Source organism: Gudongella oleilytica (assembly GCF_004101785.1).
GTDB lineage: Bacteria > Bacillota > Clostridia > Tissierellales > Tissierellaceae > Gudongella > Gudongella oleilytica.
Genome location: NZ_CP035130.1, coordinates 2285761 through 2312253, shown reverse-complemented (window position 1 = coordinate 2312253; position 26493 = coordinate 2285761). Strand labels below are relative to the sequence as shown.

Sequence of the window (26493 nt, the reverse complement as noted above, 5' to 3'; positions counted from 1 at the left end):
GTTTGATCAGATGGAGGATTTGATTAAGGGAATAGCTGGTGAAGGCTGTGAGGTGCTGGTTCCCTTCAACGAAAGAAAGCCTCTCGAGGATATTGAGAGGAGTATTATAAAAACATACAGAAAGCATGTATGGACAAAATTCATCAAGGCAATAAAGGAGTATGATCTAATTGAGGATGGAGACAGGATCGCCGTAGCAATCTCAGGGGGAAAGGACAGTCTGTTGATGGCGAAGCTGTTTCAAGAGCTTAAGAAGAATGGCAGGCAAAATTTTGATGTAGAGTACATTGCCATGGACCCAGGCTATCACCCCGACATAAGAAAGCTTCTTGAGGAGAATTGCAGCTATTTGGGGATCCCGGTTCATATATATGAAGCTAATATCTTTCAGGTCGCCGACAGGATCGCCAATGACTACCCCTGCTATATGTGTGCAAGGATGAGAAGGGGCGCTCTTTACGGTAAGGCAAAGGAGCTCAACTGCAATAAGCTGGCACTAGGGCACCATTTTAATGACGTGATCGAGACTACGATGCTTAATCTGCTTTGCGCAGGCAGCTTCAAAACCATGATGCCTAAGCTAAAAGCCCAAAACTTTGATGATATGGAGCTAATCAGGCCGCTGTATCTGATTGAGGAGAAATATATCGAGAGATTCATCCAGAACAGCGGGATATGGCCGCTTAATTGTGCCTGCATGGTAGCAGCAAAGAGGATAGGAAACAAAAGATACGAGATAAAAGCCTTGATAGAGAGTATGAAGAAAGATTTTGACAATGTTGACATTTCTATTTTCAGGGCAGCTCAAAATGTAAACATGGATGGGGTGCTTGGATGGGAGAAGGATGGCGAAAAGTACTCATTTCTCGATGAATACTGATAAAGGACAGGTGATAAAATGAGGATGATTTCCTGGAATGTTAATGGTATAAGAGCTAACATCAATAAGGGATTTATGGGTTATTTCAAGGAGCTTGACGCTGATATTTTCTGCCTTCAGGAGACTAAGATGCAAATTGGCCAGATTGAGCTGGAGCTTGAGGGCTATCATCAATATTGGAATGCAGCTGAGAAAAAAGGCTATTCAGGCACTGCCATATTTTCAAAAACCAAGCCTATCAGTGATTCCTACGGAATAGGGATAGAGGAGCATGACAAGGAGGGAAGAGTAATAACTCTGGAGTACGAGGATTTTTTTCTTGTCAATGTTTACACTCCAAATTCCAAGACAGATCTGGAGAGGCTTGATTACAGGATGGTGTGGGAGGACGATTTCAGAAAGTACCTGAAATCCCTTGAAAAAACCAAACCGGTTATTGTATGTGGTGACCTTAACGTGGCTCACAAGGAGATCGACCTAAAGAATCCTGAAACCAACAGGAAAAGTGCAGGCTTTACTGACGAGGAGAGAGCCAAGATGACTGAGCTGTTAGAGAGCGGATTTATCGATACCTTTAGATACTTTTATCCGGACCGGGAGGGAGCATACACCTGGTGGTCATATATAACCAAGGCAAGAGAAAGAAATGCCGGATGGAGGATAGACTATTTCCTTGCATCTGAGGAACTAAGGGATAGACTCATAAATGCAGCTATCCACGACCAAATAATGGGCTCAGATCACTGTCCGGTGGAGCTGGAGCTAAAATAAAAGAAAAGAAGGGTTAGATATGATATATAAACCAAAACAGGTAGCAAGAGTAGTTTTTGGCCTATTTCTCTTTGCACTTGGAATTGTAATGACGGTCAATGCAAATTTGGGCGTATCGCCATGGGACGTTTTTCACCAAGGGTTGTCAAAGACCTTCGGGATAACCCTGGGGAGAGCAAACATAATCACCGGGTTTTTTATCATTGGTCTCGATGTAGTCCTGGGACAAACCATTGGTTGGGCGACAATAATGAATATGCTATTGATTGGAACATTTATTGATATATTGATGCTCAACAACCTGGTACCAGTTTTTGACTCCTTTATACCAAGTCTTATAATGCTGCTTCTAGGGGTACTTATTGAAGGCTATGGCTGCTATATTTACATTTCCGGGGGAATGGGCGCAGGCCCGAGGGATGGTTTGATGGTTGTACTTACCAGAAGGACTGGAAGATCAGTGCGACTTATAAAGAGCGCAATCGAGGTAATAGTTGTAACTGTAGGAATTTTTCTCGGAGGTAAGTTTGGGATAGGGACCCTTATTATGGCCCTGTTTGGAGGGGCGATATTCCAGTTTGCTTTTAAGACTGTAAATTTCAAAGTCAATCAGGTCCAGCACAGATTTATTCAGGATGATTTAAAGCTCCTTAAGGGAGGGTCATAGAAACAGGGATGGCGATCAGCCATCCCTTCTTTACACTTCAAAGACTTGATTTCTGTGGGTAACATCGATGATTTGTGTATCGATATTACCCATCTTGTTGATAAAATCTCCAATAACTTTGTAGTTATCCCCAAAATGTAATGGAAAGAGTTTTTTCGGATGGATCTCATTAATGAAGTATTCTCCGCCGAGGTGGAAGAAGTCTCCGAGTCTTGGATCTATGGGGACGAATGCCAGATCGATGATTTGACCCTTCAATCTTTCAATCTCATCCTTAAAGGCTGTTTCCATCCTTCGCTTTTCACCCTTCGAATCATCGTCCCAATACCACCAATGAAGGTCACCTGCAAAGAAAATTACTGAGCCCTCCAGTTTAACCAGGAATGAAACTCCCATATCTGTCGATCCAAGCGTTTCAATCGTTAAATCATGTACATTGAGCTTTTCATAAGGTCCCATCCTCTTTATAGTCTCTGTACTATGGACATCTATGTCGTCGCTTAGAATATAGATTATTGATCCATTTTCACGGCTCCAACGGAATATTTCCTCATTGAAATGATCAGGATGTCCGTGAGAGGAAAAAACTATAACTTGTTTGTCTGTAGGTATAGTTAAATTTCCTCTAAAATAGTCAAAAACAAGAAAGTAGTTCCCGGATTCGATTGTATAACCGCTGTGGTAAAGGTATTCGACTTTTAAAGGTTTGTTTTCCATTACATAGCCCTCCTTGGATTGTGTAAGGGATACTTACCCTTTTTTTAGATATTATCCATCTTTTTTTCACATTTCTTTCACATAGCGGGGGTAAAATATTTTTGAAGTAAGAAGCAGGAAAGGAGTAAGAAAAATGGATGAGACAAGAATAGATGAAAAGCTTGAAGAAAAGGTTTATATCGAACAGGGAAAAACATATAGAAAGCAAAGCTTAATAAAACTTCTTGCAGCAGTATTGATAGTTGCATTTATAGGAGGCTTTGGGGGTTATTACGCCGGATACATGCTTATTGAGCCTCCGATGGCTGAGGCAGCTCAGGAGATCACAATCAATCCCAATGACAGTATGACTGCGGTATCTGCAGTAGCCAAGAAAGCAATGAGCTCTGTTGTTGGTATAACGACCGTTGAAACCAGACCTGGGGGATTTTTCTTCTCAGAGCAGGATATCAGTGGAGTAGGCTCAGGAGTAATTGTCAACAGCGATGGCTTTATACTTACCAACTCCCACGTGGTTGCAGACGGAAATGCTAAAGAGCTCAAGGTATTATTTGACGACGGACAGGAGCTTGACGGAACAGTCCTATGGAACGACCCGCTTCTGGACCTTGCTGTCGTTAAGGTTGAGAGAACAGGACTCAAAGCAGCAGAGCTGGGAGACTCGGATCAGCTTCAGGTAGGCGAGCTGGCTGTGGCAATTGGCAACCCTTTAGGACTGGAATTTGAAAGAACAGTAACAAGCGGTATAATCTCGGGCTTGAACAGATCAGTCAAGGTAGATGCAAATAATATTATTGAAGGCTTGATTCAGACCGATGCATCGATAAATCCTGGCAACAGCGGAGGCCCGCTTCTCAACGGCAGGGGAGAAGTTATAGGTATAAACACGGCAAAGATGACCTCTGCTGAGGGTCTTGGCTTCTCTATACCGATTAATCAAGTAAAGGCGATAATTGAAGAAATTATTGATACAGGAAGCTTTAAAGGTGTAGTGATGGGAATAAAGGGCGTATCTGTTGAGGAATATGAAGCAAGACTTGGAATCGACCTGACCATCTCTGAAGGTGTAGTTATCATAGAGGTAGTTCCAGATAGTAATGCGTCAAGAGCAGGACTTCAAAACGGAGATATAATAACTTCTATTGGAGATAAGCCGGTTGGGTCGATGAGTCAACTTAAGAGACAGTTGTACACCTACAATGAGGGAGATAAGACACAGCTTAAAATTTTAAGGAGCGGAGAAGAAAAGACTATTGAAATAGAATTTTTAGAACAGGTGCAATAAAAAACAGCGGTCATTATTGGCCGCTGTTCCTATTTCATATAGAATTCTTCCAGGTATTCCTCATAGGTCATTGCTCTGTCCCTGAAGCCTTCAGGAGTTATTTCGATTATCCTGTTGGCTACTGTCTGGATGAACTGGTGGTCATGAGAGGTGAAAAGTATGTTGCTCTTAAAATCCCTAAGACCATTGTTTACAGCAGTTATGGATTCAAGATCCAGGTGATTTGTTGGCTGATCAAGCACCAGGACATTCGCATCCTTAAGCATCATCCTGGATAGCATGCATCTTACCTTTTCTCCCCCGGAAAGAACACTTGCTTCCTTAAGTGCCTCCTCTCCGGAGAAAAGCATCCTTCCAAGGAAGCCTCGCACATAAATCTCACTTTGCTCTACAGAGAACTGTCTCATCCAGTCCACAAGGTTCAATGTAACATCCTTAAAGAAATGAGAGTTGTCCTTTGGGAAATAAGAAGTAGTGATCGTCTGACCCCACTTGAAGCTTCCGCTGTCTGCCTCCTCCTCGCCCATAAGGATCTTAAAAAGCATAGTGATAGCCATTTCATCCCCAATAAAGGCAATCTTGTCACCTTTATTCACTCTAAAGGAAAGATCAACTATTGCAGAATCCTCATTTAACCTTTTATTAAGGCCTTCAATGGTGAGTATCTCATTCCCAACTTCACGCTCCATGTTGAAGCTTACAAAGGGGTATCTTCTTGTTGAAGGAACGAGATCATCCAGTGTTATTTTATCAAGCAGTTTTTTTCTTGAGGTTGCCTGCTTTGATTTTGAGGCATTGGCGGAGAACCGTGCAATGAAGTTTTGGAGATCCTTTATCTTATCCTCTTTTTTCTTGTTCTGGTCTCTCATCATCTGAAGTGCCAGCTGACTTGATTCATACCAAAAGTCGTAGTTGCCTGCAAACATCTTTATTTTACCGAAGTCTATGTCTACCATATGGGTACATACCTCATTGAGGAAGTGCCTGTCGTGGGAGACAACTATTACCGTGCCTTCAAAATCTCCAAGGAAATCCTGAAGCCATCTTATGCTTTTTACATCAAGGTGGTTTGTTGGCTCGTCCAGTATTAGGATCCCCGGGTTTCCAAACAATGCTTGAGCCAGGAGCACCTTGACTTTTTCATTGCCGTTAAGCTCCTCAACCCTTTTATCATGAAGAGATGTTGGTATTCCCAATCCTTGAAGCAATGAGGAAGCGTTGCTTTCAGCACTCCAACCGTCCATCTCTGAAAATTCGCCTTCCAGCTCAGAAGCCTTAATGCCATCCTCGTCGGTGAAGTCCTCCTTAGCATACAAGGCGTCCTTTTCGATCATGATATCATAAAGTCTTTTATTACCCATTATGACCGTCTCTATGATCCCGAACTTATCGTATTCGTAGTGGTCCTGCTTCAAAACACTCATCCTGAGATTAGGAGCAATGCTTACGTCTCCTGTATCCGGTTCGATATCTCCGGAGAGGATCTTTAAAAAGGTACTCTTCCCAGCCCCATTCGCACCAATTACTCCGTAGCAGTTACCAGGTGTAAATGCCAGGTTTACATCTTCAAATAATTTCTGAGAGCCATATCTAAGGCTCACGTTATTTACACTAATCAAATCCTATTCAATTCCTTTCCTGTGAATTCATCATGCAATTATACCATATTGCCTTATTTTTAACCATACAATATTGAAGAAATAAAAAACAAAGCCGACCTTAATAGGTGCGTCCAAGATCCATACTATTCCCAAACTCCAATTTTAGTTATTTCGAGCTTATCTATGCAGATTATGTTAAAGTAGCTGCTGATGTTGCACAAACAACTACCAAAATCTTCTTACTATCAAGTGTCATAGCCTTCACCTAATCCTTAAGCTCAAAGTAGTGCTCAGCTATGCTAACAGTCGCAAAACAACCTACAATAGCCATGGCTGCTGCATTAGTTAAATCTGTTGTATTCATTAAGGTAGATGCCAGCATTCCCGCAGTTGTGGCGGCAAATGCACCTAGTCCAATCAATTTTCTCATTTCATTTTACCTCCAATGGTTATGTCTGTAAATTATGACAATATAATGTTAATAATATATCAATATATTGTCTTGAAATTAAATAGAAAAACCCTTAGTTTTTCATCAACCAAGGGCTTTGAACCAATTTAATTGCAGAAATGTATGGAAATTAGGCGCTACAGGAATTGAGGTGAAAAATGGATCAAATTGAGACAATTTTATATAGATGTTAAACAAATAACAATTAATTTAATCAATCAGATCTCTCTTAAATTTCTCATAATCCTTCAGAAGAGTCACTCTTTTGCCATCCTCACGGATGAAGGTAGGCACGCTCTCTATCCCATAAGCTACCCCAAGCTCTCTTGCTTCCTCCATAGCTTCCTCAAAGTTGCCATCCTCAATAACCATCATCATCTCCTGGATGTTTAGCCCAACTTTTAGACCTATATCATTTACAACCTCTTTTAAAGCCACATTCTTCCCATCAGCAAAAATTGCATTAAAGGCTTCTGATGCAAATTCATAGAATTTCCCAGCTTCCTTTGCATATAGAGCAGCCCGGTGCAAAAGCCCGGTGTTGAATTTTTTTATTTTATTTTTGTAGACAAGACCATACTCCGATCCTAAGCACTCGATCCTTCTATAGCTCATTTCTATCTGTTCTTTTGGTATGGAAGACTCAAGAGATGAACCACCTTCGGGAACATCAATGTCAAGCTCATAAGGATAGAAATCGAACTGTATGTCAGGATTTTCCTCAGTAAGTTTCCTTGCGATGGAGAAGCCGATATAGCAGAACGGACAGGCAAAATCCGAAAAAACCTTAAAATTAGTCACTGCAATCCCTCCTAAAATAGTATGTATTATCATATACCCATCATAGTCAATAGATAACAAGAGTTACGTATGGTGGTGATTTTAGAGTAGTTACTGAGGTTATGAGACTTAGGAATCCAAAACTTGCAGAATACATATTCGACCTTAAGCTTCAGGAAATGACCGAATATCTTTCAGAGCATTGGACAGCCGAAAATATGTTGACACTGTGGATAGAGCAAGCTTTATTATTTTGACAGGAGGGGACATTTCTAAAGGAGGAGCCCTACTGCTTCTTGATGGAGAGTGGGTATTCGTGTTCAGACTTCCAATAGACCTGGACGCTGATGAAGTAAAGGAGCTGCTTGTATCTAAAATGGAAGAAACATACAATATATCAAATTGATATGTAAATATCCTCCTTGTTTCGGGTATAAGAGATTTATATTGTAATTAAGGGGGATCAATTATGTCAGGAGTACTGCCGGGGAGGCATGAGGTAGATAAAAATCTAACTTGGGACCTTACCTCGATTTTTAAGGATGAAAAATCATTCAATGAAGCTGTAGCGAAGATTGAGTCAATGGCCGAGAAAATTGAAAGAGATCACAAATCAGGACTGAAGACAGCTGAGGATATAACTTACTGTCTTGATCAAATGAGAGAGCTTAAAATGATAATAGGCTGGGCCGCAACTTATTCTTCTCTAGCAGCTGCTGTAGATCAAAAGGATCAGACTGCACAGGAGAGGGATCTTAGGGTGGAGTCATTGATAGCCAAGGTATCCAGCAGGCTTAGCTTTGTCGATTCGCAGCTTGCAGCAACACATGATCAGGTACTTAAGGAGGCAGCACTTTTAAGGGAGGAAAACAGAGGTTATCTGGAGGAGCTAATAAGACGAAAGCCACACATGTTAAGTCCGGATACAGAGAGGACTTTGTCAGCTTTATCAACTGCGCTTGAATCCCCTTACAGGATATATAACACAGCAAAGCTTGCTGATTTGAACTTCCAGCCATTTGATGCCAAGGGCGCTAAGCATGAGCTAAGTTTTCTATCCTTCGAAGGCAGGTGGGAATATGAGAAGGATGCAGAAGTTAGGAGAGCAGCTTTTGATTCCTTTTCAAAGAAGCTCAGTGAATATCAGCATACGATGGCGGCAGCATACCAGACACAGGTATCTAAGGAAAAGACATTATCTGAGCTGAGGGGTTACCCTTCGGTGTTCGATTACCTCCTTCATGACCAAAGAGTAGACAGATCAATGTATGACAGACAGATAGATCTTATTGTAGATAAGCTTTCTCCCCATATGAGGAGATATGCAAGGCTTCTAAAAAGGATACATGGGCTGGACCGAATGACTTACGCTGACCTAAAAATAGATGTAGATCCTGATTATCAGCCTGAGATCACTATCGATGAGTCCAAGGATCTGCTTAAAGGTGCATTGGGCATCCTCGGTGAGGATTATAAGGTAATGCTACAGAGAGCCTTTGATGAGAGGTGGATAGATTTTCCTGAAAACGATGGAAAATCGACAGGAGCTTTCTGTTCAACACCCTACGGATCACATCCATTTATACTTCTAACATGGTCTGAGAAAATGGCAGATCTATTCACATTAAGCCACGAGCTGGGTCATGCAGGACATTTTTATCTGACTCATAAGGAGCAAAGCATATTCAATTCCGAGACTTCCCTATACTCGATAGAAGCGCCATCGACTATGAATGAACTGCTTCTGGCTAAGTATCTCCTTGAGGGAACTGATGATAAAAGGAGAAAAAGATGGATACTTTCGAGTCTGGTATCAAAGACTTACTACCATAATTTTGTGACCCATCTTCTCGAGGCACACTATCAAAGAGAGGTATATAGAATAATAGACGGAGGAGGAAGCATTAACGCACCTGTTTTGAACCAGCTTAAAATGAGGACATTGGAAACCTTCTGGGGAGAAGATGTGGAGTTGATAGATGGCTCTGAGCTTACCTGGATGAGGCAGCCCCACTACTATATGGGACTATATCCATACACCTATTCTGCAGGTCTTACTATTGCAACAGAGGTCAATCGAAGGATCCAGAAGCATGGACAGCCAGCTGTCGAGGATTGGATAGAGGTACTTAAGCTTGGAGGCACAAAGGATCCAGCAGGCCTTGCAGCAATCGCAGGAGTTGATATTTCTACAGAAAGACCACTTCTCAATACGATAGAGCATATAGGGTACCTGGTTGACGAAATAGAGAGGTTGACCAAGGAGATAGCTATTTTTTAACGCTTATCGCCTAACGAAAAAGATTAGATCCCTCGACTACGCTCGGGATGACAACTATTACGGAATGCCAATTGGCTTTAAATGAAAACCAAATATTGCTTCAAACCTCCCATTTCCATGTACTATTATTTGAAATTTCGGTGGAGCTAATTCAGGGTTCCATCTCAACTCAATTTCTGGGGCCTGCTGGGGGAGTTCTGGCAATGCTTGGAGTTATAGCTGCTTTTGCTGCAATGTTATTCTTCATTTATAAAACAAGAGTCCAGGTAGCTACTGCAGAGTAAAGAACATATAAATCAAAAGACCGCTTCAATGATTAGAGGCGGTCTTTTCCATTTGGGAGGTATTCAGCTATTTTACTCTCTTTCCCAGCTTGTAAATCTGGCTTATATCGAACAATGCATCCAAGTCTTCGGCAGGATTATTATCCAGAACCAGGAAGTCTGCAAACTTGCCAGATTCAAGGGTCCCATACTCCCTCTCTATTCCAAGGCACTCAGCACTTCCTTTAGTAGAAGCAACTATAGCCTCCATAGCGGTCATTCCGTTTTCAGCCATCATCTTTAGCTCATATGGAGCTCCTTCATGTTTATTGAAGGGTGTACCTGAGTCGGTACCCATTGCAATTTTAACTCCTGCCTGATGTGCTCTTCTGAAGCTGTCGAGATGATATTCCATAACATATTTGGATTTTTCTACGGCAAACTTTGGTATACCTGCCTCTTCTCCATATTTTACTATGAAATATGGAGCTACAAGGGTAGGAACCAGGAATGTCCCGTTTTCTACCATCATCTGTATAGCCTCATCGTCCAGAAATATACCGTGTTCAATTGAATCTAAGCCAGCTCTTATAGCATTCTTTATCCCAGTTGTGCCCTGAGCATGTGTAGCTGTCCTTTTACCTGCTTTTCCTGCCTCTTCTACGGCAGCCTTCATTTCCTCCATGGAAAGCTGAGGGCTACCAGGCTCCACACCCTTGGTCATAACTCCGCCGGTGGCCATGATCTTAATGACATCGGCACCTGCCTTTAGTTGTTCTCTGGCAGCTTTTCTAATCTCATCGGGTCCGTCAGCTTCTCTTCCCATTATCCATCCGTGCCCGCCAGTCATGGTTATGACCTTTCCGGACGCCAAAAACTCAGGTCCCTCAATTAAGCCTTGCTTTACTGCATCTCTGATCTCAAGGTCAATAAAGTCTAACCCGCCCATGTCTCTGAAGAAGGTGGTTCCAGCATAGAGCTGCTTTTTAAGGTTTGCAACTCCCCTGATAGCCGCCTTATACTTTGATTCGTTCATAAGTATAGAGTTTGGATCAGCTGCCGGCTCCATCACTATATGGACATGGGAGTTGATAAGTCCCGGCATTACCGTTTTTCCCGTAAGATCTACTAACTCACAATCTTCCACTGTCTCAAGATCAACAAAACGTCCCACCTTGGATATTTTTTTATCCCCTACTATCATGTAGGCATTCTCAATAGGCTTGCTGCCAGTACCGTCTATAAGCTTAAAGCCTTTATACATAATTTTTTTAGCCATTATTCAACCTCCGATATAAATTAAATCAATTTCACCATAAAACCTGCAAGAACAACAGATGCTATGGTAACCGTTACAAAGCCTGCAACAAGCATCTTAGGCATTATTTCATGAAGGATCGCTCCTCTTTCCTCCTCGGTTTTCCCATTTGCATTGGCAACCTCATTACTGATTATGAAGGTTCCAGGGAAGCCGAAGAGAGCTGACGCACCTATTGCTATGGACATCTCTAAGGAATATCCAAGAAGCTTTCCTGCAATCGCAGAAAATATCGAGATCCCTATTACCCCGAGAACTAAGCTTGCGATTAGCGGGAAAAGTATGGATGCCAGCATTTCAGGAGTAGCCTTTGCAAGATTTCCAAATATAACAGCCATTAGTGCAACCATAGCAAGACCGAAGGAATTTGCCTTAGTCATTACTGCCTCCTCGAGGAAGCCAATTTCTCTTGCTGCAACACCTACAAACAGACACATTACATATTTATGAATAACGTCATTAGTAAGTGCAGCAAGCTTAAAGCTAACAAAAGCCACTATAGCAAGCTTAGCCAATAAGATGTACGTAGTCTGAAGGTCCTTTGACAACGGCGGTATAAGCTTCTTTCTTTCCTTCTTAGGCTCAACTGCTACCTCAGTTTCAACCCCTGAGGCTTTGCCATTATTCTCATGGAATGTCTTTAAAAGCTTCTTTGCTTCTCTGTTTAGCATAAAAGATGCGACCGGGTATCCAAAGAATCCTTGAACAACTACCAACAGCGTTACAAATACTGCTATTGCATCCAGACCTTTAGCTGTTGCACCTTCGCCCATTATGATCGCTGCAACGACCCCGCCTGCTATTGGTGGTGCTGAGGCAACTGCATATTCTTTTCCAATTATCGGCGTTCCAACCACAAATAGGAAAATTCCGATACCAACTACTGCTGCAAGCGCTATAAGTACTGTTTTCCACTGCTTTTTAAGATCCTCAATACTAAGCAGAGTCCCCATATGTGTTATCAACAGTCCGATCATCAAAGCTCCAAAGCCTGTCAACTGAGCATCTGCAAACAAAGTTTCAGGTATTCCCATCCAAAAACCGATTAGAAAAATTACAGATGCCACAAACATCATGGACACGATGGATTTCGTTTTATAGGATACGAAATCACCTACAGCGAAAGCCACCAATACGATTACCAATGCCAATAAACTATCCATCATAATACCTCCTTTAGTAATTTGGGACTTTACACTATAAAAGTCCTAAGGAATAAAAAAACCGCCTCTAAAGTTGAGATGGGTGAAAAAATTGAATATTTGAAAATGATTATATATGCGGGATCAAAAGTTGTCAATCAGCGGAAAACCTTATCCTGGAAAATATATTTGGGAAAACGAAACAATTTTTCGCTGTAACTATAATGTAACACTAAAAGCCTCTAAAGAAGGTATAATTTCATTAAGGGAGTGGTTGCATGAAAAGAATATTTATATTTCTCATGGCATTTACAATTGTATTGTCAGGCTGCAGAAAGGTACCTCAGGAAATAAAGGATTCTGTGGATACTGAAAAATTGAAGGATGCAGCTGTAGACATAGTAGTTGATAAGCTTGAGGAGCAGGAACAGATTCAGGTGCTTAAGGAATACTACGAATACATCCAGCAGCGTGCAAGTGATGATAAGATACTGAGCTTTCTTAAGGAGAATGTGAAGGGACTGGACGAAAAGAGGGTGGATGAGATGCTCATCCAGCTTGAAAACCACCTTACAGTAAAGGGATATGATACAAAGGGGATACTTGAAAAGATTTCGCCTTATCTGCAGTATGCCTCCGAGGAGCTAAGAAGCTATTTCAAGCTATGGGAAAATGAGGCGAATGACCAGACTACTGACGGGGAATCAACCATAAAGCCTGTAGATGAGATACTTAAAAGGGCATTGGAAGCTGAGGGCCATATAAAGCAATACCCTGAGGGAAAAACCAGGGACAGGATCGGGGAGTTGTACAGGGTCTACGTCAAAATGGGCATCGAAGGACTCGGGAACCAGTATATCTATGCTGAGGATGGGGAGAGCAGGCTGTCCAGGGAGGTCCAAAGTATATACGAAAAAATCATTGAGGATTTCCCTGGATCATGGACTGCTGCGGTATTGGATAGCTACCTTGATGAGCTCAAAAAGGATTCAATGAACCTGGATGGGCCTAATGCCATTTATTTCTTAGATAATCTCGATGGGATAATTGAAGGAGTCGAAAAACAATAATGATCTGGTGATGCCCCTACTCATGGAATTCACCGGATTTTTAAAACGATCTCTTTACCCACATTTTTAGAATATTTCCGTCATATTTGACCTCACCCTCATTGACGAGAGAACCCAGCAGATGGATCTCTGAGAAATCATTGCTCCCTACAAGATTCCAATAATATTCCTCAGCCTCATCCTTACGCGGAGAATTGAGAATGTTATTTAGATCCTCCAGTTTCTTTTCATCTATTTTCGTACAGCAGCCCTCCAGAGAAATTATTCCTTCATGGTCTGTCAGATCTAAAGCTATCCTCACACTATGGTTGCCTGATTTTAAGTAAAACCTGACCAGCTCATTCATTAATTTCAGCATTTTTGATTTCTCATCCTTCATTCTCATTCTCCTTTCTGTAGGCTTCAATCACAGGTACAAGAATTGCTGCAACAAAGCCTGCAGTGAAGCCATTATTGTAGAGATTCATTCCTCCATGTAAATATGCTGTGTTGCTAACTATAGACATATGGATAAAACCAGCGATCAAGCCGGCGATCGGACCGTACTGACCTGCAATGGGGGCGAGGGCTGTAGAGAACAGGGCCGCAAGTATAGCGCCAGTTGATCCGGGACCATCCCCAAAAATCAAAGCCGTCAGAAAGACTCCAGCCATAACAGGGATCGAATTCCTTGGATGTTTACCAAAAGCACCAAAGCCCACAAGCGTAAATATGCCTCCAATAGTTGGTCCATTCAATACCCCGCCAACTGCATAGACGTATAGGAGACCCACCAAGCCAAGTATTCCCATGTTAAATAAGGTGAATCCAAAGCCGTTTAGTGAAACAAAGTCAGTAACAAGTCGACCGGGATGAGACAGGATGCTTTTGTAATAACCTATTGGTTTGTCTGATGCTCTGTATTTTATCAATATCATCGAAATGAACATCAACGAGAAAAAAACCAGTAGGATTGGGTTGAATTCCTGGTAAGTTCCCGAGGGTCCTTTGTTTTCGTACCCCAACATCCTGAATATAGACATGAATAGCATACCTGTTATTCCTGCTGTAAACCCAACATTGTACAGGTTGAAGCCCTGATGGAACCTTACGAAGCTGCTGGCAAGCGGTGGAAGAAGCAACCCTATTCCTATCCCGAACAGGTTCCCGGCCAATATTCCGATCAGGGGAGGAAGACCAAAGCCAAAGCTGACCTGGCTTACGAGAGGTGCTAAAGCGGTTCCAAAGTAGGCTATTATTATGTACTTTCCAAAGTGATCCTTGTTCATTCTACTGTGGAGATATACCCCGAGAACTATGCTTAAGGTATTGTAAAGGTTCTTCCCGAAGAGAGCAAATCCTCCAATTGTAAATACAGCGGCGATTATAGGTCCATTCATTAGAGATTTGCTTCTGGATGCTACAAAAATCGCAAGCAGCATAAGTAAACCACTGTTTAGAAGAGAAGCACCTATGTTTCCGATAATGAAATAGTCGGAAAGTAGAATGCTTGGCGATGTCATTATACTCCAAAGTCCTGACGCGATCTCCTCAGGAGGATTAAAAAAGAACCCGGCAAAGGCAACAGAGAAAGAATACAGGGATATTATCCTGTATTTTGCTCTCTCGCTTAGCTGGGCAGATTTAAGTATTATCGGGTCCATAGATTCCCCCTGTTTTTTGGGATGAAAGACTGGTTTAGATAAGCCTGCTAATTATCCTCTTGTATCTTTCTGTATACTTGACGAAGTCATAATCCGAGTTCTTTACAACTGCATTAATGAAGCTCTGTTTTTGGTAATCGAAGCTCATCGTGGGAGTTAAATTCTCCACAAGGAAGAAGTATCTATTGTTTGAAAGATCAAGAGATTCTTCATCGATATTTAGAGCCCAATCCGCATATTTCTCAATATAATCCAGAGTCCTGTTTACATCTCCCCGCACTGCATAGATATCAGCAAACATCAAAAGATTGTTCCCCAACAGGTAGCCTTCCAGCATGTAGTCCGAAATAAGCTTTCTTTGAAGGGTGGCAAGCTCCATCGCCATCTCAAAATCCCTTTCCTTGAGGGCAGTTCCCCAAAGGCTCGCCAGTGAAATGATCGAATTATTGATGTTGTTGAACAGGCTTTCCTGCTCGATAGCCTTCGCTCTCTCACTGTCACCGGTGATCGAGTAAATGGTGGAAAGCATAAAATCTGTATTTACGTTAACCTTAGGCAGGGTGTTAAGTATTTCAATAGCTTTGTCATATTCCTCTCTCATTGTGTAAAGGCTGCTCAGTACATATAATGATGCCTGCTTTACTTCGAGGTCGTCGATCAGAGATGACTCCTCCAGCAGTGAGATGGACTTGTCAAGGACATCGTTAGCCTGTTCTTCCGTCTCGGCCATCTGGATGTATTCCTGTAAAAGGCTTCCCATCCTGAACTTCAGGAAAAGGCTGTTCGGGTACTCCTTGAGATAGTTATCACAGACCTCAAGAGCCTCCTCGTATGTGCTGGTTTCGAATTTCTCGGCGCAAACCTTGTAAATATTGGTTACATCGTCTGGATTAAGGTCAGTCTCAAACATAAGCAGGGCATCCAGAGTAGTACCAAGCAATCTTGCAATGGGTGAAAGAAGGGTTATGTCCGGGTATGCTGCATTTATCTCCCACTTCTCAACTGTATCAGGAGTCACACCTAAAGCATTGGCAAGCTGCTGGTGGGACAGTCCTTTGTTACGTCTTAACTTTTCTATAGTGCCTCCTATTGACAGCTTCATGTAGACCTCCTCACTTCAATAACCATCAGTCATTTCTGCAATCTATTTATTATTATACCCCTTTGTGGTAATATTAATAAGGATTTATATACAAAAGGAGATGAACAAATGATTAGGCTGATGAGATATTTAAAGCCATATTCCCTTCAGGTAGCAGGGGTCCTTATACTTACACTTGCAGGAGTTTTTTCCGAGCTATTTCTCCCAAGGCTTATGGGAAACATCGTAGACAGAGGTGTTGCCACAGGTGATTTGAAATATATTTACCGTACAGGAGGGATCATGTTAGCCATAGCCATTCTTGGAACCGCAGCCACTGTGATCTCAAGATATATGTCTTCCAAGGCAGCAGTTGCTTTTGGAAGGGATCTAAGGAGCGATGTTTTCAAAACTGTGGAGAGCTTTTCGCTTAATGAAATAGATAAAATGGGAACTTCGTCGTTGATAACACGTACCACCAACGACGTCAGCCAAATGCAGAATATGGCCATAATGTCCATGAGGATGATGATAAGAGCGCCCTTTATGATGATTGGAGGCATCATAATGGCAACCTCCACAAATCTCGAGCTGTCCAAGGTTTTATTGATATCAGCACCAGTCCTTGTGGTAGTAATCTGGATAATTGGAGCAAAAGGATTTCCATTGTTTAAGGAGATCCAGAAGAAGATAGACGATTTAAATAGGGTACTTAGAGAATCCCTTACAGGCATAAGGGTAATCAAGGCCTTCAATAAAACAGATTACGAAAAGAAGAGATTTAACCAGGCTAACAGGGATCTTACGGATGCAGCACTGAAGGTTGGAAGGATAATGGCCCTAATGATGCCAATCTTAAATGTTGTCCTCAACTTCACGCTAGTTGGAGTGATCTGGTATGGAAGCAGCCTCATTGAGATAAGAGGACTTGAGGTAGGGGAGCTTATGGCTTTTATTCAGTACGTATCTCAGATAATGTTTTCTCTTATAATGGTGTCAATGATATTCGTCATGCTGCCAAGGGCGAGTGCATCAGCTGAAAGGATAAACGAGGTTCTCGATATGGAGAGCGATATCATTGATGGCTCTGAAAGCATCGAGGATAATTCCATCAGGGGTGAACTGCGTCTGGATGATGTTATCTTCAAGTACCAGGATGCGTCGACACCTGCAGTTGAAGATATAACATTCGCGACTAAAAGGGGTGAAACCACTGCGATAATCGGAGGAACCGGGTCAGGGAAGACTACAATACTAAACCTCTTGATGCGTTTTTACGATCCTACCGGCGGGAGGATACTAATAAATGGAGCAGATATAAAAACGATTCATCAAGAGGAGCTTAGAAGCCGGTTTGGTCTTGTATCACAGAAAGCAGTTCTTTTTACCGGTACCATTAGAGAAAACATAACATTCGGTAAAGCTGATGCAACTGATGAAGAGATAATTGAGTCGCTAAAAATAGCACAAGCCTGGGATTTTGTTTCAGAAAAAGAGGAAGGGCTTGATTATGTTCTTGCCCAGGGAGGCAGGAACCTTTCCGGGGGGCAGAAGCAAAGACTTGCAATCGCGAGGGCTCTTGTGAGAAAGCCTGAATTTTACTTGTTTGACGACAGTTTTTCAGCTCTTGACTTTAGTACAGATAAAAGACTGAGAGATGCTCTGAAGCCTTACACGGCGGATTCAGCCGTAATAGTTGTTGCACAGAGGGTCAGCACTATAAAGGATGCTGAAAATATAATAGTCCTCGATAACGGCAGGATATCAGGACAAGGTACACACAGAGAGCTTATAGAAAGTTGCCAGGTTTACAGAGAAATCGTTCTGTCGCAGCTGGGTGAGGAGGCGATAAAATGAGTGAAGATAGAAGAGAAAGAAGCACAAGGCAAATGATTGGCAGAGGAGGTCCTCCGAGAAGTGGAATGACGCGGCCTCCAGAAAAGGCCAAGGATTTTAAGGGCACACTAAAAAGACTCCTTAAGTACCTGAAGCCATACAATCTTCTTATGCTTGCAGTGGCAGCCTTTTCAATACTATCAACAATTTTTTCCATAATAAGCCCACGAGTCATGGGTTTCATAACCACACACCTTTACGAGGGAATTTCAAGTGCAGCCGTCACCATAGACAGGTCTTATATTTCAAGGATCCTGCTGATCCTGGGTGGACTGTATCTGGCATCTGGCGTATTTGGTTATGCTCAGCAGTTTATTATGGCTGATATTTCGCAGAAGCTGGTTTATGACCTGAGAAGGGAGATCAATGAAAAGCTCCACAGATTACCCTTGAGATTTTTTGATTCCAAGACTACAGGTGAAATCCTAAGCAGGGTTTCAAATGATGTGGATACAATCAGCTCAACTCTTCAGCAAAGTGTTACCCAGGCCGTAACTGCAGTCATAACACTTATAGGGATTTTGGTCATGATGCTTATCATCAGCCCTGTAATTACTCTGGCCACCTTGATAACAATACCTCTAAGCATTCTTTTGACTAAAAATATTGCCAGGATATCCCAAAAGTACTTTGCTGCCCAGGCTAAGAGCCTTGGGGACATAAATGGCCATATAGAGGAGACATTCTCAGGTCATTCAACTGTTAAGGCCTACGGTAATGAATCTAAGGCGATCCAGGAGTTCGAAAGGATAAACAGGGAGCTTTATGAGCATGGATGGAAATCACAGTTCATAACCGGAATAATAATGCCTCTTATGCAGCTGGTCAATAGTCTTGGCTATATAGTTGTGGCAGTCCTTGGGGGTATATTCGTAATAAGAGGTACCCTTCCCATTGGTGATGTCCAGGCATTCATCCAGTATTCAAGGCAATTCAATCAGCCAATTATGCAGTTGGCTGAGATAATAAATACCTTTCAGTCAACAATCGCATCAGCGGAAAGGGTGTTTGAGCTTTTGGATGAAAAGGAAGAGGATTTGGATCCAACTGAGCCAAGCTATCCTCAGTCAGATAGGTCAGATGTAAGATTTGAGAAGGTTACTTTTGGCTACACCAAGGACAAGCCACTTATGGAGGAGCTTAGCCTTGAAGCCTGCTGTGGTGATACTGTAGCAATAGTAGGACCAACAGGTGCCGGAAAGACTACTTTGGTAAATCTACTCATGAGATTCTATGAAATCGATGGAGGGAAAATAACAATAGACGGAGTTTCAACCAGAGATATGACAAGACACCAGCTTCGGGAAAGATTCGGTATGGTTCTTCAGGATACCTGGCTTTTCAATGGAACGATCTGGGACAATATAGCTTATGGAAGAGAGGGAGCCAAACCTGAGGAAATCATAGAGGCAGCCAGGCTGGCACAGGCAGATCATTTTATTAGGACTCTCCCTCAGGGGTACGATACCATATTGAATGAGGAGGCCTCAAATATCTCTCAGGGACAAAAACAGCTCCTGACTATTGCAAGAGCAATACTTGCAAATCCTTCAATACTGATTCTTGACGAGGCTACCTCAAGTGTAGATACCCGTACCGAGGTGCTTATCCAAAAGGGTATGGACCAGCTTATGAGGGGAAGGACAAGCTTCGTAATTGCACATAGACTCTCAACAATCAAGAATGCTGATATGATACTTGTGATGAATGAAGGCAGGATCATAGAAAAAGGAACCCATCAGGAGCTTCTTGAAAGTAAAGGCTTCTATGCTGAGCTCTACAACAGTCAATTCGCAGCCTGATCATATTCATCCCGAACACATTATATTTGTAGCCAAACCTAACGGTTTGGCTTTTGCCTTCAGGGGGTATCAATCGACGGAGGTGAATTTATGGATACCAGAGAATACAAAGATCTTGACAAAAAAGAGAAGCGTGAAAGGCAAAAGGAGATAACCAAGACCTTCTCAAAACTGGGATTTCTTGCATTCGGGGGACCTGCAGCGCATATTGCTATGCTTGAGGAGGAGACAATAAAAAAGAAAAACTGGCTTAGCAGAGAGAAGTTTCTTGATTTCATGGGGGCGACCAATTTGATCCCAGGGCCGAACTCCACAGAGATGATTATGCTGGTGGGATATGAAAGAGGAGGCTTATTGGGTCTGTATAATGCAGGTGCAGCCTTCATACTCCCTGCCATGCTTATTGTTATGGCATTTGCTTACCTTTATGTAGACTACGGGACACTTCCTCAACTTGCAACTGTGCTTGAGGGAGTTAAGGCGGCAATAATGGCAGTAATAGTACATGCCCTTTACAGGCTGTTTCGATCTGCAGTAAAGGATAAGCTTTCACTCATATTTGGTGCTGTAATCGCCGCAATCTATATCTTGCTGGGTGTAGGGGAGATACCTCTGCTGTTTATGGCAGGTCTTATGATGCTCCTTCTCAAAAATAGAGGGAGCTTCCTAAATAGAGCAAATTCGCTGGCAATCCCTATAATATTCCTTACATTTCTAAAAATCGGAAGCGTCCTCTATGGAAGTGGTTATGTGCTTCTGGCTTTCCTTGAGACGGAGTTTGTTGAAAAGCTGGGTGTACTGACAAGCCAGCAGATCCTGGATGCTGTTGCAGTCGGTCAGTTCACACCAGGTCCTGTGTTCACTACAGCAACCTTTATAGGCTACGTTCTGGGTGGAATACCTGGAGCCATAGCAGCTACAATAGGAATATTCCTTCCTGCATTTGTAATATCATCATTTATTAAGCCTATAATCCCTAAAATGAGAGCTTCAAAATGGCTTTCAGCAGTGCTTGACGGTGTAAATATCGCATCCCTGGTCCTGATGGCAGTGGTGAGCGTGAAGTTGGGAGCAGCTTCTATAGTAGGACCAATTACTGCATTAATATTCGTTGGATCGATGATTGGAATAATGAGGTTTAAAATAAATACAGTATGGCTTATTGCTGCTGGAGGTGCTATAACCTTCATTGCTAATTTGATTTAATTTACTGATTAAGTTAAATATTCAAGGGTATCTACCCGTCTAAATGGAGGGATACGATGAAAAATGTAATAGACGTAAGACCCATAGAGCCGAGAGAAAAGCATGTAAGAATATTTGATATGTTCTACAGCCTTGAAAGCGGCGAGAAAATGGAAATAATAAATGACCATGATCCAAGGCCTCTACACTATCAGATGCTGGCTGAAAACGAAGGACAGTTTGAGTGGAAGTACCTTGAAGATGGTCCTGAGATTTGGAGAGTTGAGATAACAAGAAAATAGGCCAAAAGGTCTATTTTTTTGTTCATTTCCTTTGGTAACATTTGTTACCGAAATTTGATATATAATGTAATATCATGTAAGGTGGATTGATGAAAGCTCTAAACATATTATACGAGGAGGCTTATTTTGAATAAATATTTTGACGTGACCGAAAAGGTATTTGATATAACAGAAAAGTATCCTGAGACGCTTGACGTATTTGCATCCAATGGCTTTGAGCACCTTAAGAATGAGGCTATGAGAAAGATCATGGGGAAAACCATATCACTGGAAATGGCATGCAAGACTAAGAAGGTGAATCTTGAGATATTCGAAAACAAGCTTGTTGAGACTATACGCCAGACAAGAGAGAGTGTGGATATGGGACTTAACGACACTTTAAAGGACTCGGATGGAGAAACAAGGATGCTGGGAGTCCTTCCTTGCCCGGTAAGGATACCATTAATGGAAAGCTTTTCCAAGTGGCTCAAGGAGCATGAGGAAAGTCTTGGAACAAAGATCGATTATGAGCTTAAGGCTGCCAATATAGGAGTAGACTGGATACGAAGCGAGATCGAGAATTCGGATGCTGATCAGCTGGCGGATCTATTCATGTCTGCAGGCTTCGACCTGTTCTTCGACGAAAAGCTAATGGGAAGATTTAAGAAGCAGGGAGTATTTAAAGATCTCTCAGGATTCGAACGATTGAACAGGGATCTGGACAACGACAGGGTATCTCTTAAGGATCCTCAGGGACAATATACAGTATTTTCAGTGGTTCCGGCAGTATTTCTTGTAAATACCGAGGAGCTCAATGGCAGAAAGAAGCCTGAATCCTGGGAGGAACTGCTTTCAGCCGAGTTTGAAAGATCCGTCTCTCTTCCCTTAAATGACTTTGACCTTTTCAACGCTTTACTTCTAACGATTTACAAGGAGTTTGGCGAGGATGGAGTAAGAAAGCTCGGTCGTTCCCATATGCGAAGCATGACTCCTGCCGAAATGGTCAAGTCAAATATTAGAAATACGGCTTCTGGTATACCCACTGTCACTGTAATGCCCTATTTATTTGCAGGAATGGTCAGGGAGGGAAGCCCCCTAAAGCCTGTGTGGCCAAAGGAAGGGGCGATAGCAAGTCCAATATTCCTATTGACTAAGAAGACATCTGAGGAGAGGGTAAAGCCTATCGTTGATTACCTGCTGTCTCCAGAGGTGGGTCAGCTATTGGCGACGAACGGTAAATTCCCCTCAACACACCCGGATGTGGAAAACGGCTTAAAGGAAGGTCAAAGCTTTTTATGGATAGGGTGGGATTTTATAAACACCCACGAAGACCTGGGAGCTTTGATAAGATACTGCATGGACCTATTTTATGATGAGTCAGGAGTGAAGAGATGAATCTTGTAATATTCTCGGGACCACCTTCCTCAGGGAAGACAAGTATTATCCTAAAGACAATAGATTCTATGAAAAAGAGAGATATTAAGGCAGGCGTTGTGAAGTTTGACTGTCTTTCAACAGATGACGACATACTCTATGAAAAGGCAGGTATTCCTGTAAAAAAAGGGCTTTCAGGAGCTCTATGCCCAGACCATTACTTTGCCTCAAATATTGAGGAGGTTGTCCAGTGGGGAGTGAAGTCGGGGCTTGATCTTTTAGTGACCGAATCCGCAGGGCTGTGCAACAGATGCTCGCCATATATAAGAGAGATCAAGGGCGTTTGTGTAATAGACAACCTTTCGGGAATAAACACTCCAAAGAAGATCGGACCTATGCTTAAGGCTGCTGACATCGTGGTCATTACCAAGGGGGATATCGTATCCCAGGCAGAGAGAGAGGTTTTCTCATCAAGGGTAAACTCGGTGAACCCAAAGGCTACTATAATGCACATCAACGGTCTTACAGGCCAGGGAGCGTACGAGCTAAGTACTCTCCTTTATGATGAGGATAGTCAGCTTGAAACCGTTCAAGGAATGGAGCTTAGGTACCCAATGCCATCCGCACTTTGCTCCTATTGCCTCGGAGAAACAAGGATCGGAGAAGCTTATCAGATGGGCAACGTAAGAAAGATCGAGCTGGGTGATGATTATGCATAGAAAAACTAAGCTTGGAAAACTGATTGAAAGCTATCCATTCGTGATGGGATGGATGATAGAGAATAAGCTGGATCCTGAAGGGAAAGAAAATATGGATCTGGAGGAGATCCTCGATGAATTCTCTCCTGAAGAGATTGAAAACCTTGCTATGGACAAAGCAGGTTTGATGGAAGGTCTGGAGGTATTCGTCGAGCAGATGAAAAGCTTTCTCGGGATCAAGGAGGAAACAAGTGTCAGGACCCTTACCATATTGCCTGGTAGGGATAAGTCGGGATCTCCTGAGGGGTTTGATGAGCTTACCATAAAGGCCTCAGAAATCGTATCGATAGTCGGGCCTACCGGCTCAGGGAAATCAAGGCTTCTGGCAGACATCGAGTGGACTGCCCAAAGTGATACCCCTACAGGTAGAAGTATACTTATTAATGGAGAGCTGCCGGACAGAAAATGGAGGTTTTCCTCAAACAACAAGCTTGTTGCACAATTGTCTCAGAATATGAATTTCGTAATGGACCTTACTGTAATTGAGTTTCTGCAGCTGCATGCTGAGAGCAGGATGGTCGTTGATATTGAGGGGACGATCTACAGGATAATTCAGGCCGCAAATAGCCTTGCAGGAGAAAAGTTTGATCCGGAAACTCCTGTAACTGCTTTAAGCGGTGGGCAGTCGAGAGCTCTCATGATTGCAGATACAGCAATTCTAAGTACATCGCCGATCGTTCTCATAGATGAGATAGAAAATGCAGGCATTGACAGAAGAAAAGCTCTGGATCTGCTTGTAAGCGAGGATAAGATAGTCCTAATGGCGACCCACGATCCGACTCTTGCCCTTATTGCAGATAAGAGGATCATAATAAAAAATGGGGGAATAGCTTCCATAATTGAAACAAGCGAGGAAGAGAAGAGTATTCTTGTCGAGCTGGAAAAGATGGATAGCTTTATCCAGTCCATGAGGACCAATCTGAGACAGGGAGAGGTATTAAAGACAATTAACAATTAACATTTCACAATTAAATGATTCATATCAGTTCAATCCATTAGAACGATATCATTATTAAGCTGCAAACAGTTAATTTTAGAGATTACAAGACGTGAAAGATCGACCCTGACAATTTTAAACTAATTGTAAATTAAGAAAATTAAGGAGGAAAATATAATGCACGACGGATGTACAGGAAGCTTTGGGAGCGGTAAGGCAGTAGTGGATAAAATAAGAGCTATGGGTTTCAATACAAGACCTATGCCGCCAGGTGTTTTAATAACATGTATAGAATGCGGAAATGAGTTTGAGATGACTCACCTTGAGGGTAAATGTCCAAGCTGTGATATGGTGTATGGCGTAACACCATGTTCAGTTGCATACCCTGAAAGGATAAAGGCTGCAGGTAAGAATTATTAAAGAAATTAATGGTTTACAAGCAATAGGTTAGGTTCTTCGCTTCCTTCAGTATGACAAAATTTTAGTCATCCAGAAGTGAGCGCAGAATCTTTTTTTATCCTTGCTTTCCCCTTACAACTATTTATTGTTTGGTAACATATGTTACGGCAAAATCTCAGCTGTCCAAATATAATAGTGCTTGTGAGTTTTGTAAAAATATTAACGATATACAGGAGGATGGCTTTACTATGACTGACAGAAAGATGTTTTGCTTCCAGTGTCAGGAAGCCTTGAATGGGAAGGGATGCACACAGGTAGGTGTATGCGGCAAGACTAGTGAGGTAGCAAATCTGCAAGACCTGATGATATATGCATTGAAGGGCTTATCACAGGTCGGAGTAAAGGCAGATGATGCAGGTATAGTCGTTGCAGGATTAGACAGGTCAATAATTGATGGTTTGTTCATGACCATTACAAATGCAAACTTCGATCGCGACAGATTTTTTGTAAAGATCAAAGAAGCTTTGGCTGGAAGGGACTCATTAAAGAAGGAACTGTCTGAAAAGGGCATTGACTTATCTGACCTTAAAGATCCAGCATCCTTTAGTGTAGACTCAAATGACGACATTGTATTCAAATCTGTTGCTCCGGAGGTTGGAGTTCTTGCAGCTTATGATGAGGACGTAAGATCCCTAAGAGAATTGATCATTTATGGTTTAAAGGGCATGGCTGCCTACGCTGAGCATGCCGGGAACCTTGGCTACGAGGATCCTGAGGTATCAAGGTTTATTCGAAGGGCTCTTAATGCCACTACGGATGATTCCTTAACTGCAGAAGAGCTTATTGAACTTGTTATGGAGACAGGAAAATATGGAGTCACTACAATGGCTCTACTGGACAAAGCCAACACGAGCACTTATGGCAATCCAGAGATCACTGAGGTAAATATCGGAGTAAAAAGCAACCCTGCAATACTTGTATCCGGACATGACCTGAAGGACTTTGAAGAGCTGCTGGAGCAGACGGAGGGTACAGGGGTGGATGTTTATACCCACGGAGAAATGCTTCCTGCAAACTACTATCCGGCATTCAAGAAATACGACCATTTCGTAGGAAATTATGGCAATGCATGGTGGAAGCAGAGAGAGGAGTTTGAAAAATTCAATGGGCCAATACTTTTTACTACAAACTGCATAGTGGCTCCAAAGAGAGAGTATACTGACAGGGTTTATACAACTGGTTCATCAGGGTATCCTGGGTTTAAACATATCCCCGACAGAGTAGCTGGAAAGGCCAAGGACTTTTCAGAGATAATTGAGCATGCAAAAAGACTGCCTGCACCAACTGAGATAGAAACAGGGAAAATAGTAGGTGGATTCGCGCATGCCCAGGTATTTGCTCTGGCCGACAAGATAGTTGATGCAGTAAAATCAGGAGCCATTAAAAAATTCTTTGTAATGGCAGGCTGTGACGGTAGACAGAATGGTAGGAGCTACTACACTGATTTTGCTGAAGCACTTCCTAAGGATACTGTGATCCTGACTGCAGGATGTGCCAAGTACAGATACAATAAGCTTAATCTTGGAGATATCGGGGGTATCCCAAGAGTTCTGGATGCCGGTCAATGCAACGACTCTTATTCTCTTGCAGTCATAGCAATGAAGCTTAAGGAAATATTCCAGCTCAATGATATAAATGAGCTTCCTATAGCGTACAATATTGCATGGTATGAACAGAAGGCAGTTATAGTACTTCTTGCCCTTCTATACCTTGGAGTCAAGAATATACACTTGGGACCTACGCTGCCAGCTTTTCTCTCTCCAAATGTTGCAAAGGTTCTTGTTGAAACCTTTGGTATTGGAACGATCAAGGATGTTGAGAGCGACATAGAAATATTCATGAATAACTAGT

26 protein-coding genes are annotated in these 26493 nt (G+C 42.3%); 17 read left to right on the top strand and 9 right to left on the bottom strand.

What is annotated here, in order from left to right; all coding sequences use genetic code 11:
• Nucleotides 1-10 precede the first annotated feature (10 nt).
• From EC328_RS11190 to EC328_RS11180, 3 genes are read left to right on the top strand one after another with little or no spacing between them, the layout of a single operon-like run.
• Complete coding sequence (locus EC328_RS11190) at nt 11-880, top strand: tRNA 2-thiocytidine biosynthesis TtcA family protein (protein ID WP_206363869.1); 870 nt, start codon at nt 11-13, stop codon at nt 878-880.
• Between the two features lie 18 nt (nt 881-898).
• Nucleotides 899-1651: an exodeoxyribonuclease III gene (locus tag EC328_RS11185; protein WP_128426872.1), complete on the top strand. Its 753-nt coding sequence runs from the start codon at nt 899-901 to the stop codon at nt 1649-1651.
• Nucleotides 1652-1670: 19 nt separating this feature from the next.
• The gene (locus EC328_RS11180; protein WP_128426871.1) at nt 1671-2318 is read left to right on the top strand and encodes a YczE/YyaS/YitT family protein; all 648 of its coding nucleotides are present in this window, start codon (nt 1671-1673) and stop codon (nt 2316-2318) included.
• A 30-nt stretch (nt 2319-2348) separates the two neighbouring features.
• Here EC328_RS11180 and EC328_RS11175 read toward each other — a convergent pair whose 3' ends face one another.
• Entirely contained in the window at nt 2349-3035 is a 687-nt protein-coding gene (locus EC328_RS11175) for an MBL fold metallo-hydrolase (protein WP_128426870.1), read from the bottom strand.
• 133 nt (nt 3036-3168) lie between these two features.
• Here EC328_RS11175 and htrA point away from each other — a divergent pair, with 133 nt between their 5' ends.
• Nucleotides 3169-4320 (top strand): serine protease HtrA, encoded by a 1152-nt coding sequence (gene htrA, locus EC328_RS11170; protein WP_128426869.1) that lies wholly within the window; start codon nt 3169-3171, stop codon nt 4318-4320.
• A 29-nt stretch (nt 4321-4349) separates the two neighbouring features.
• On the opposite strand, the gene EC328_RS11165 is transcribed toward htrA, so the two are convergent.
• The 3 genes from EC328_RS11165 to EC328_RS11160 form a co-directional block, all read right to left on the bottom strand.
• Entirely contained in the window at nt 4350-5939 is a 1590-nt protein-coding gene (locus EC328_RS11165) for an ABC-F family ATP-binding cassette domain-containing protein (RefSeq protein ID WP_128426868.1), read from the bottom strand.
• Nucleotides 5940-6186: 247 nt separating this feature from the next.
• A complete protein-coding gene (locus tag EC328_RS11565; protein ID WP_164906115.1) occupies nt 6187-6351 on the bottom strand; it encodes a hypothetical protein in 165 nt (54 codons plus the stop codon).
• Nucleotides 6352-6582: 231 nt separating this feature from the next.
• Nucleotides 6583-7173, bottom strand: a complete 591-nt coding sequence (locus EC328_RS11160) for a DsbA family oxidoreductase (RefSeq protein ID WP_164906114.1) — start codon at nt 7171-7173, stop codon at nt 6583-6585.
• A 181-nt stretch (nt 7174-7354) separates the two neighbouring features.
• Here EC328_RS11160 and EC328_RS11155 point away from each other — a divergent pair, with 181 nt between their 5' ends.
• From EC328_RS11155 to EC328_RS11145, 3 genes are all read left to right on the top strand, one after another.
• On the top strand, nt 7355-7558 hold the full coding sequence (locus EC328_RS11155) for a hypothetical protein (RefSeq protein WP_128426866.1): 204 nt from the start codon (nt 7355-7357) through the stop codon (nt 7556-7558).
• A gap of 63 nt (nt 7559-7621) precedes the next feature.
• Nucleotides 7622-9433 (top strand): oligoendopeptidase F, encoded by a 1812-nt coding sequence (gene pepF / locus EC328_RS11150; protein ID WP_128426865.1) that lies wholly within the window; start codon nt 7622-7624, stop codon nt 9431-9433.
• Between the two features lie 47 nt (nt 9434-9480).
• A complete protein-coding gene (locus EC328_RS11145) occupies nt 9481-9717 on the top strand; it encodes a hypothetical protein (RefSeq protein WP_128426864.1) in 237 nt (78 codons plus the stop codon).
• 67 nt (nt 9718-9784) lie between these two features.
• Here the strand turns inward: EC328_RS11145 and EC328_RS11140 are convergent, their stop codons facing one another.
• Both EC328_RS11140 and EC328_RS11135 read right to left on the bottom strand, forming a co-directional pair.
• A complete protein-coding gene (locus tag EC328_RS11140) occupies nt 9785-10975 on the bottom strand; it encodes a metal-dependent hydrolase family protein (protein WP_128426863.1) in 1191 nt (396 codons plus the stop codon).
• Nucleotides 10976-10995: 20 nt separating this feature from the next.
• Nucleotides 10996-12177: a hypothetical protein gene (locus EC328_RS11135; RefSeq protein ID WP_128426862.1), complete on the bottom strand. Its 1182-nt coding sequence runs from the start codon at nt 12175-12177 to the stop codon at nt 10996-10998.
• Between the two features lie 257 nt (nt 12178-12434).
• Here EC328_RS11135 and EC328_RS11130 point away from each other — a divergent pair, with 257 nt between their 5' ends.
• Nucleotides 12435-13226 carry a hypothetical protein gene (locus EC328_RS11130; protein ID WP_128426861.1) on the top strand — a complete coding sequence of 264 codons (792 nt, stop codon included), beginning with the start codon at nt 12435-12437 and terminating at the stop codon, nt 13224-13226.
• A gap of 40 nt (nt 13227-13266) precedes the next feature.
• Here EC328_RS11130 and EC328_RS11125 read toward each other — a convergent pair whose 3' ends face one another.
• From EC328_RS11125 to EC328_RS11115, 3 genes are read right to left on the bottom strand one after another with little or no spacing between them, the layout of a single operon-like run.
• Nucleotides 13267-13605: a hypothetical protein gene (locus EC328_RS11125; protein WP_128426860.1), complete on the bottom strand. Its 339-nt coding sequence runs from the start codon at nt 13603-13605 to the stop codon at nt 13267-13269.
• Complete coding sequence (locus tag EC328_RS11120) at nt 13595-14869, bottom strand: DUF1576 domain-containing protein (protein WP_128426859.1); 1275 nt, start codon at nt 14867-14869, stop codon at nt 13595-13597. Before EC328_RS11120 ends, EC328_RS11125 begins: the two co-directional genes overlap by 11 nt.
• 34 nt (nt 14870-14903) lie before the next feature.
• A complete protein-coding gene (locus EC328_RS11115; protein ID WP_128426858.1) occupies nt 14904-15971 on the bottom strand; it encodes a helix-turn-helix domain-containing protein in 1068 nt (355 codons plus the stop codon).
• 108 nt (nt 15972-16079) lie between these two features.
• On the opposite strand from EC328_RS11115, the gene EC328_RS11110 reads away from it, so the two are divergent.
• The 9 genes from EC328_RS11110 to hcp all read left to right on the top strand — a co-directional run bounded on the left by EC328_RS11110 (nt 16080) and on the right by hcp (nt 26492).
• Nucleotides 16080-17807, top strand: coding sequence for an ABC transporter ATP-binding protein (locus EC328_RS11110; protein ID WP_128426857.1), 1728 nt, complete (start codon nt 16080-16082; stop codon nt 17805-17807).
• The gene (locus tag EC328_RS11105; protein WP_128426856.1) at nt 17804-19648 is read left to right on the top strand and encodes an ABC transporter ATP-binding protein; all 1845 of its coding nucleotides are present in this window, start codon (nt 17804-17806) and stop codon (nt 19646-19648) included. Before EC328_RS11110 ends, EC328_RS11105 begins: the two co-directional genes overlap by 4 nt.
• A gap of 90 nt (nt 19649-19738) precedes the next feature.
• On the top strand, nt 19739-20854 hold the full coding sequence (locus tag EC328_RS11100) for a chromate transporter (RefSeq protein ID WP_128426855.1): 1116 nt from the start codon (nt 19739-19741) through the stop codon (nt 20852-20854).
• A gap of 56 nt (nt 20855-20910) precedes the next feature.
• Entirely contained in the window at nt 20911-21135 is a 225-nt protein-coding gene (locus EC328_RS11095) for a DUF2249 domain-containing protein (RefSeq protein WP_128426854.1), read from the top strand.
• Nucleotides 21136-21261: 126 nt separating this feature from the next.
• Complete coding sequence (locus EC328_RS11090) at nt 21262-22509, top strand: ABC transporter substrate-binding protein (RefSeq protein ID WP_128426853.1); 1248 nt, start codon at nt 21262-21264, stop codon at nt 22507-22509.
• Nucleotides 22506-23207 carry a GTP-binding protein gene (locus EC328_RS11085; protein WP_128426852.1) on the top strand — a complete coding sequence of 234 codons (702 nt, stop codon included), beginning with the start codon at nt 22506-22508 and terminating at the stop codon, nt 23205-23207. Before EC328_RS11090 ends, EC328_RS11085 begins: the two co-directional genes overlap by 4 nt.
• Nucleotides 23200-24204, top strand: a complete 1005-nt coding sequence (locus tag EC328_RS11080; RefSeq protein WP_128426851.1) for an ATP-binding cassette domain-containing protein — start codon at nt 23200-23202, stop codon at nt 24202-24204. Before EC328_RS11085 ends, EC328_RS11080 begins: the two co-directional genes overlap by 8 nt.
• Before the next feature lie 156 nt (nt 24205-24360).
• Nucleotides 24361-24603 carry a hypothetical protein gene (locus tag EC328_RS11075; RefSeq protein ID WP_128426850.1) on the top strand — a complete coding sequence of 81 codons (243 nt, stop codon included), beginning with the start codon at nt 24361-24363 and terminating at the stop codon, nt 24601-24603.
• A gap of 227 nt (nt 24604-24830) precedes the next feature.
• Nucleotides 24831-26492: a hydroxylamine reductase gene (gene hcp / locus EC328_RS11070; protein ID WP_276318540.1), complete on the top strand. Its 1662-nt coding sequence runs from the start codon at nt 24831-24833 to the stop codon at nt 26490-26492.
• Nucleotide 26493: the final 1 nt, after the last annotated feature.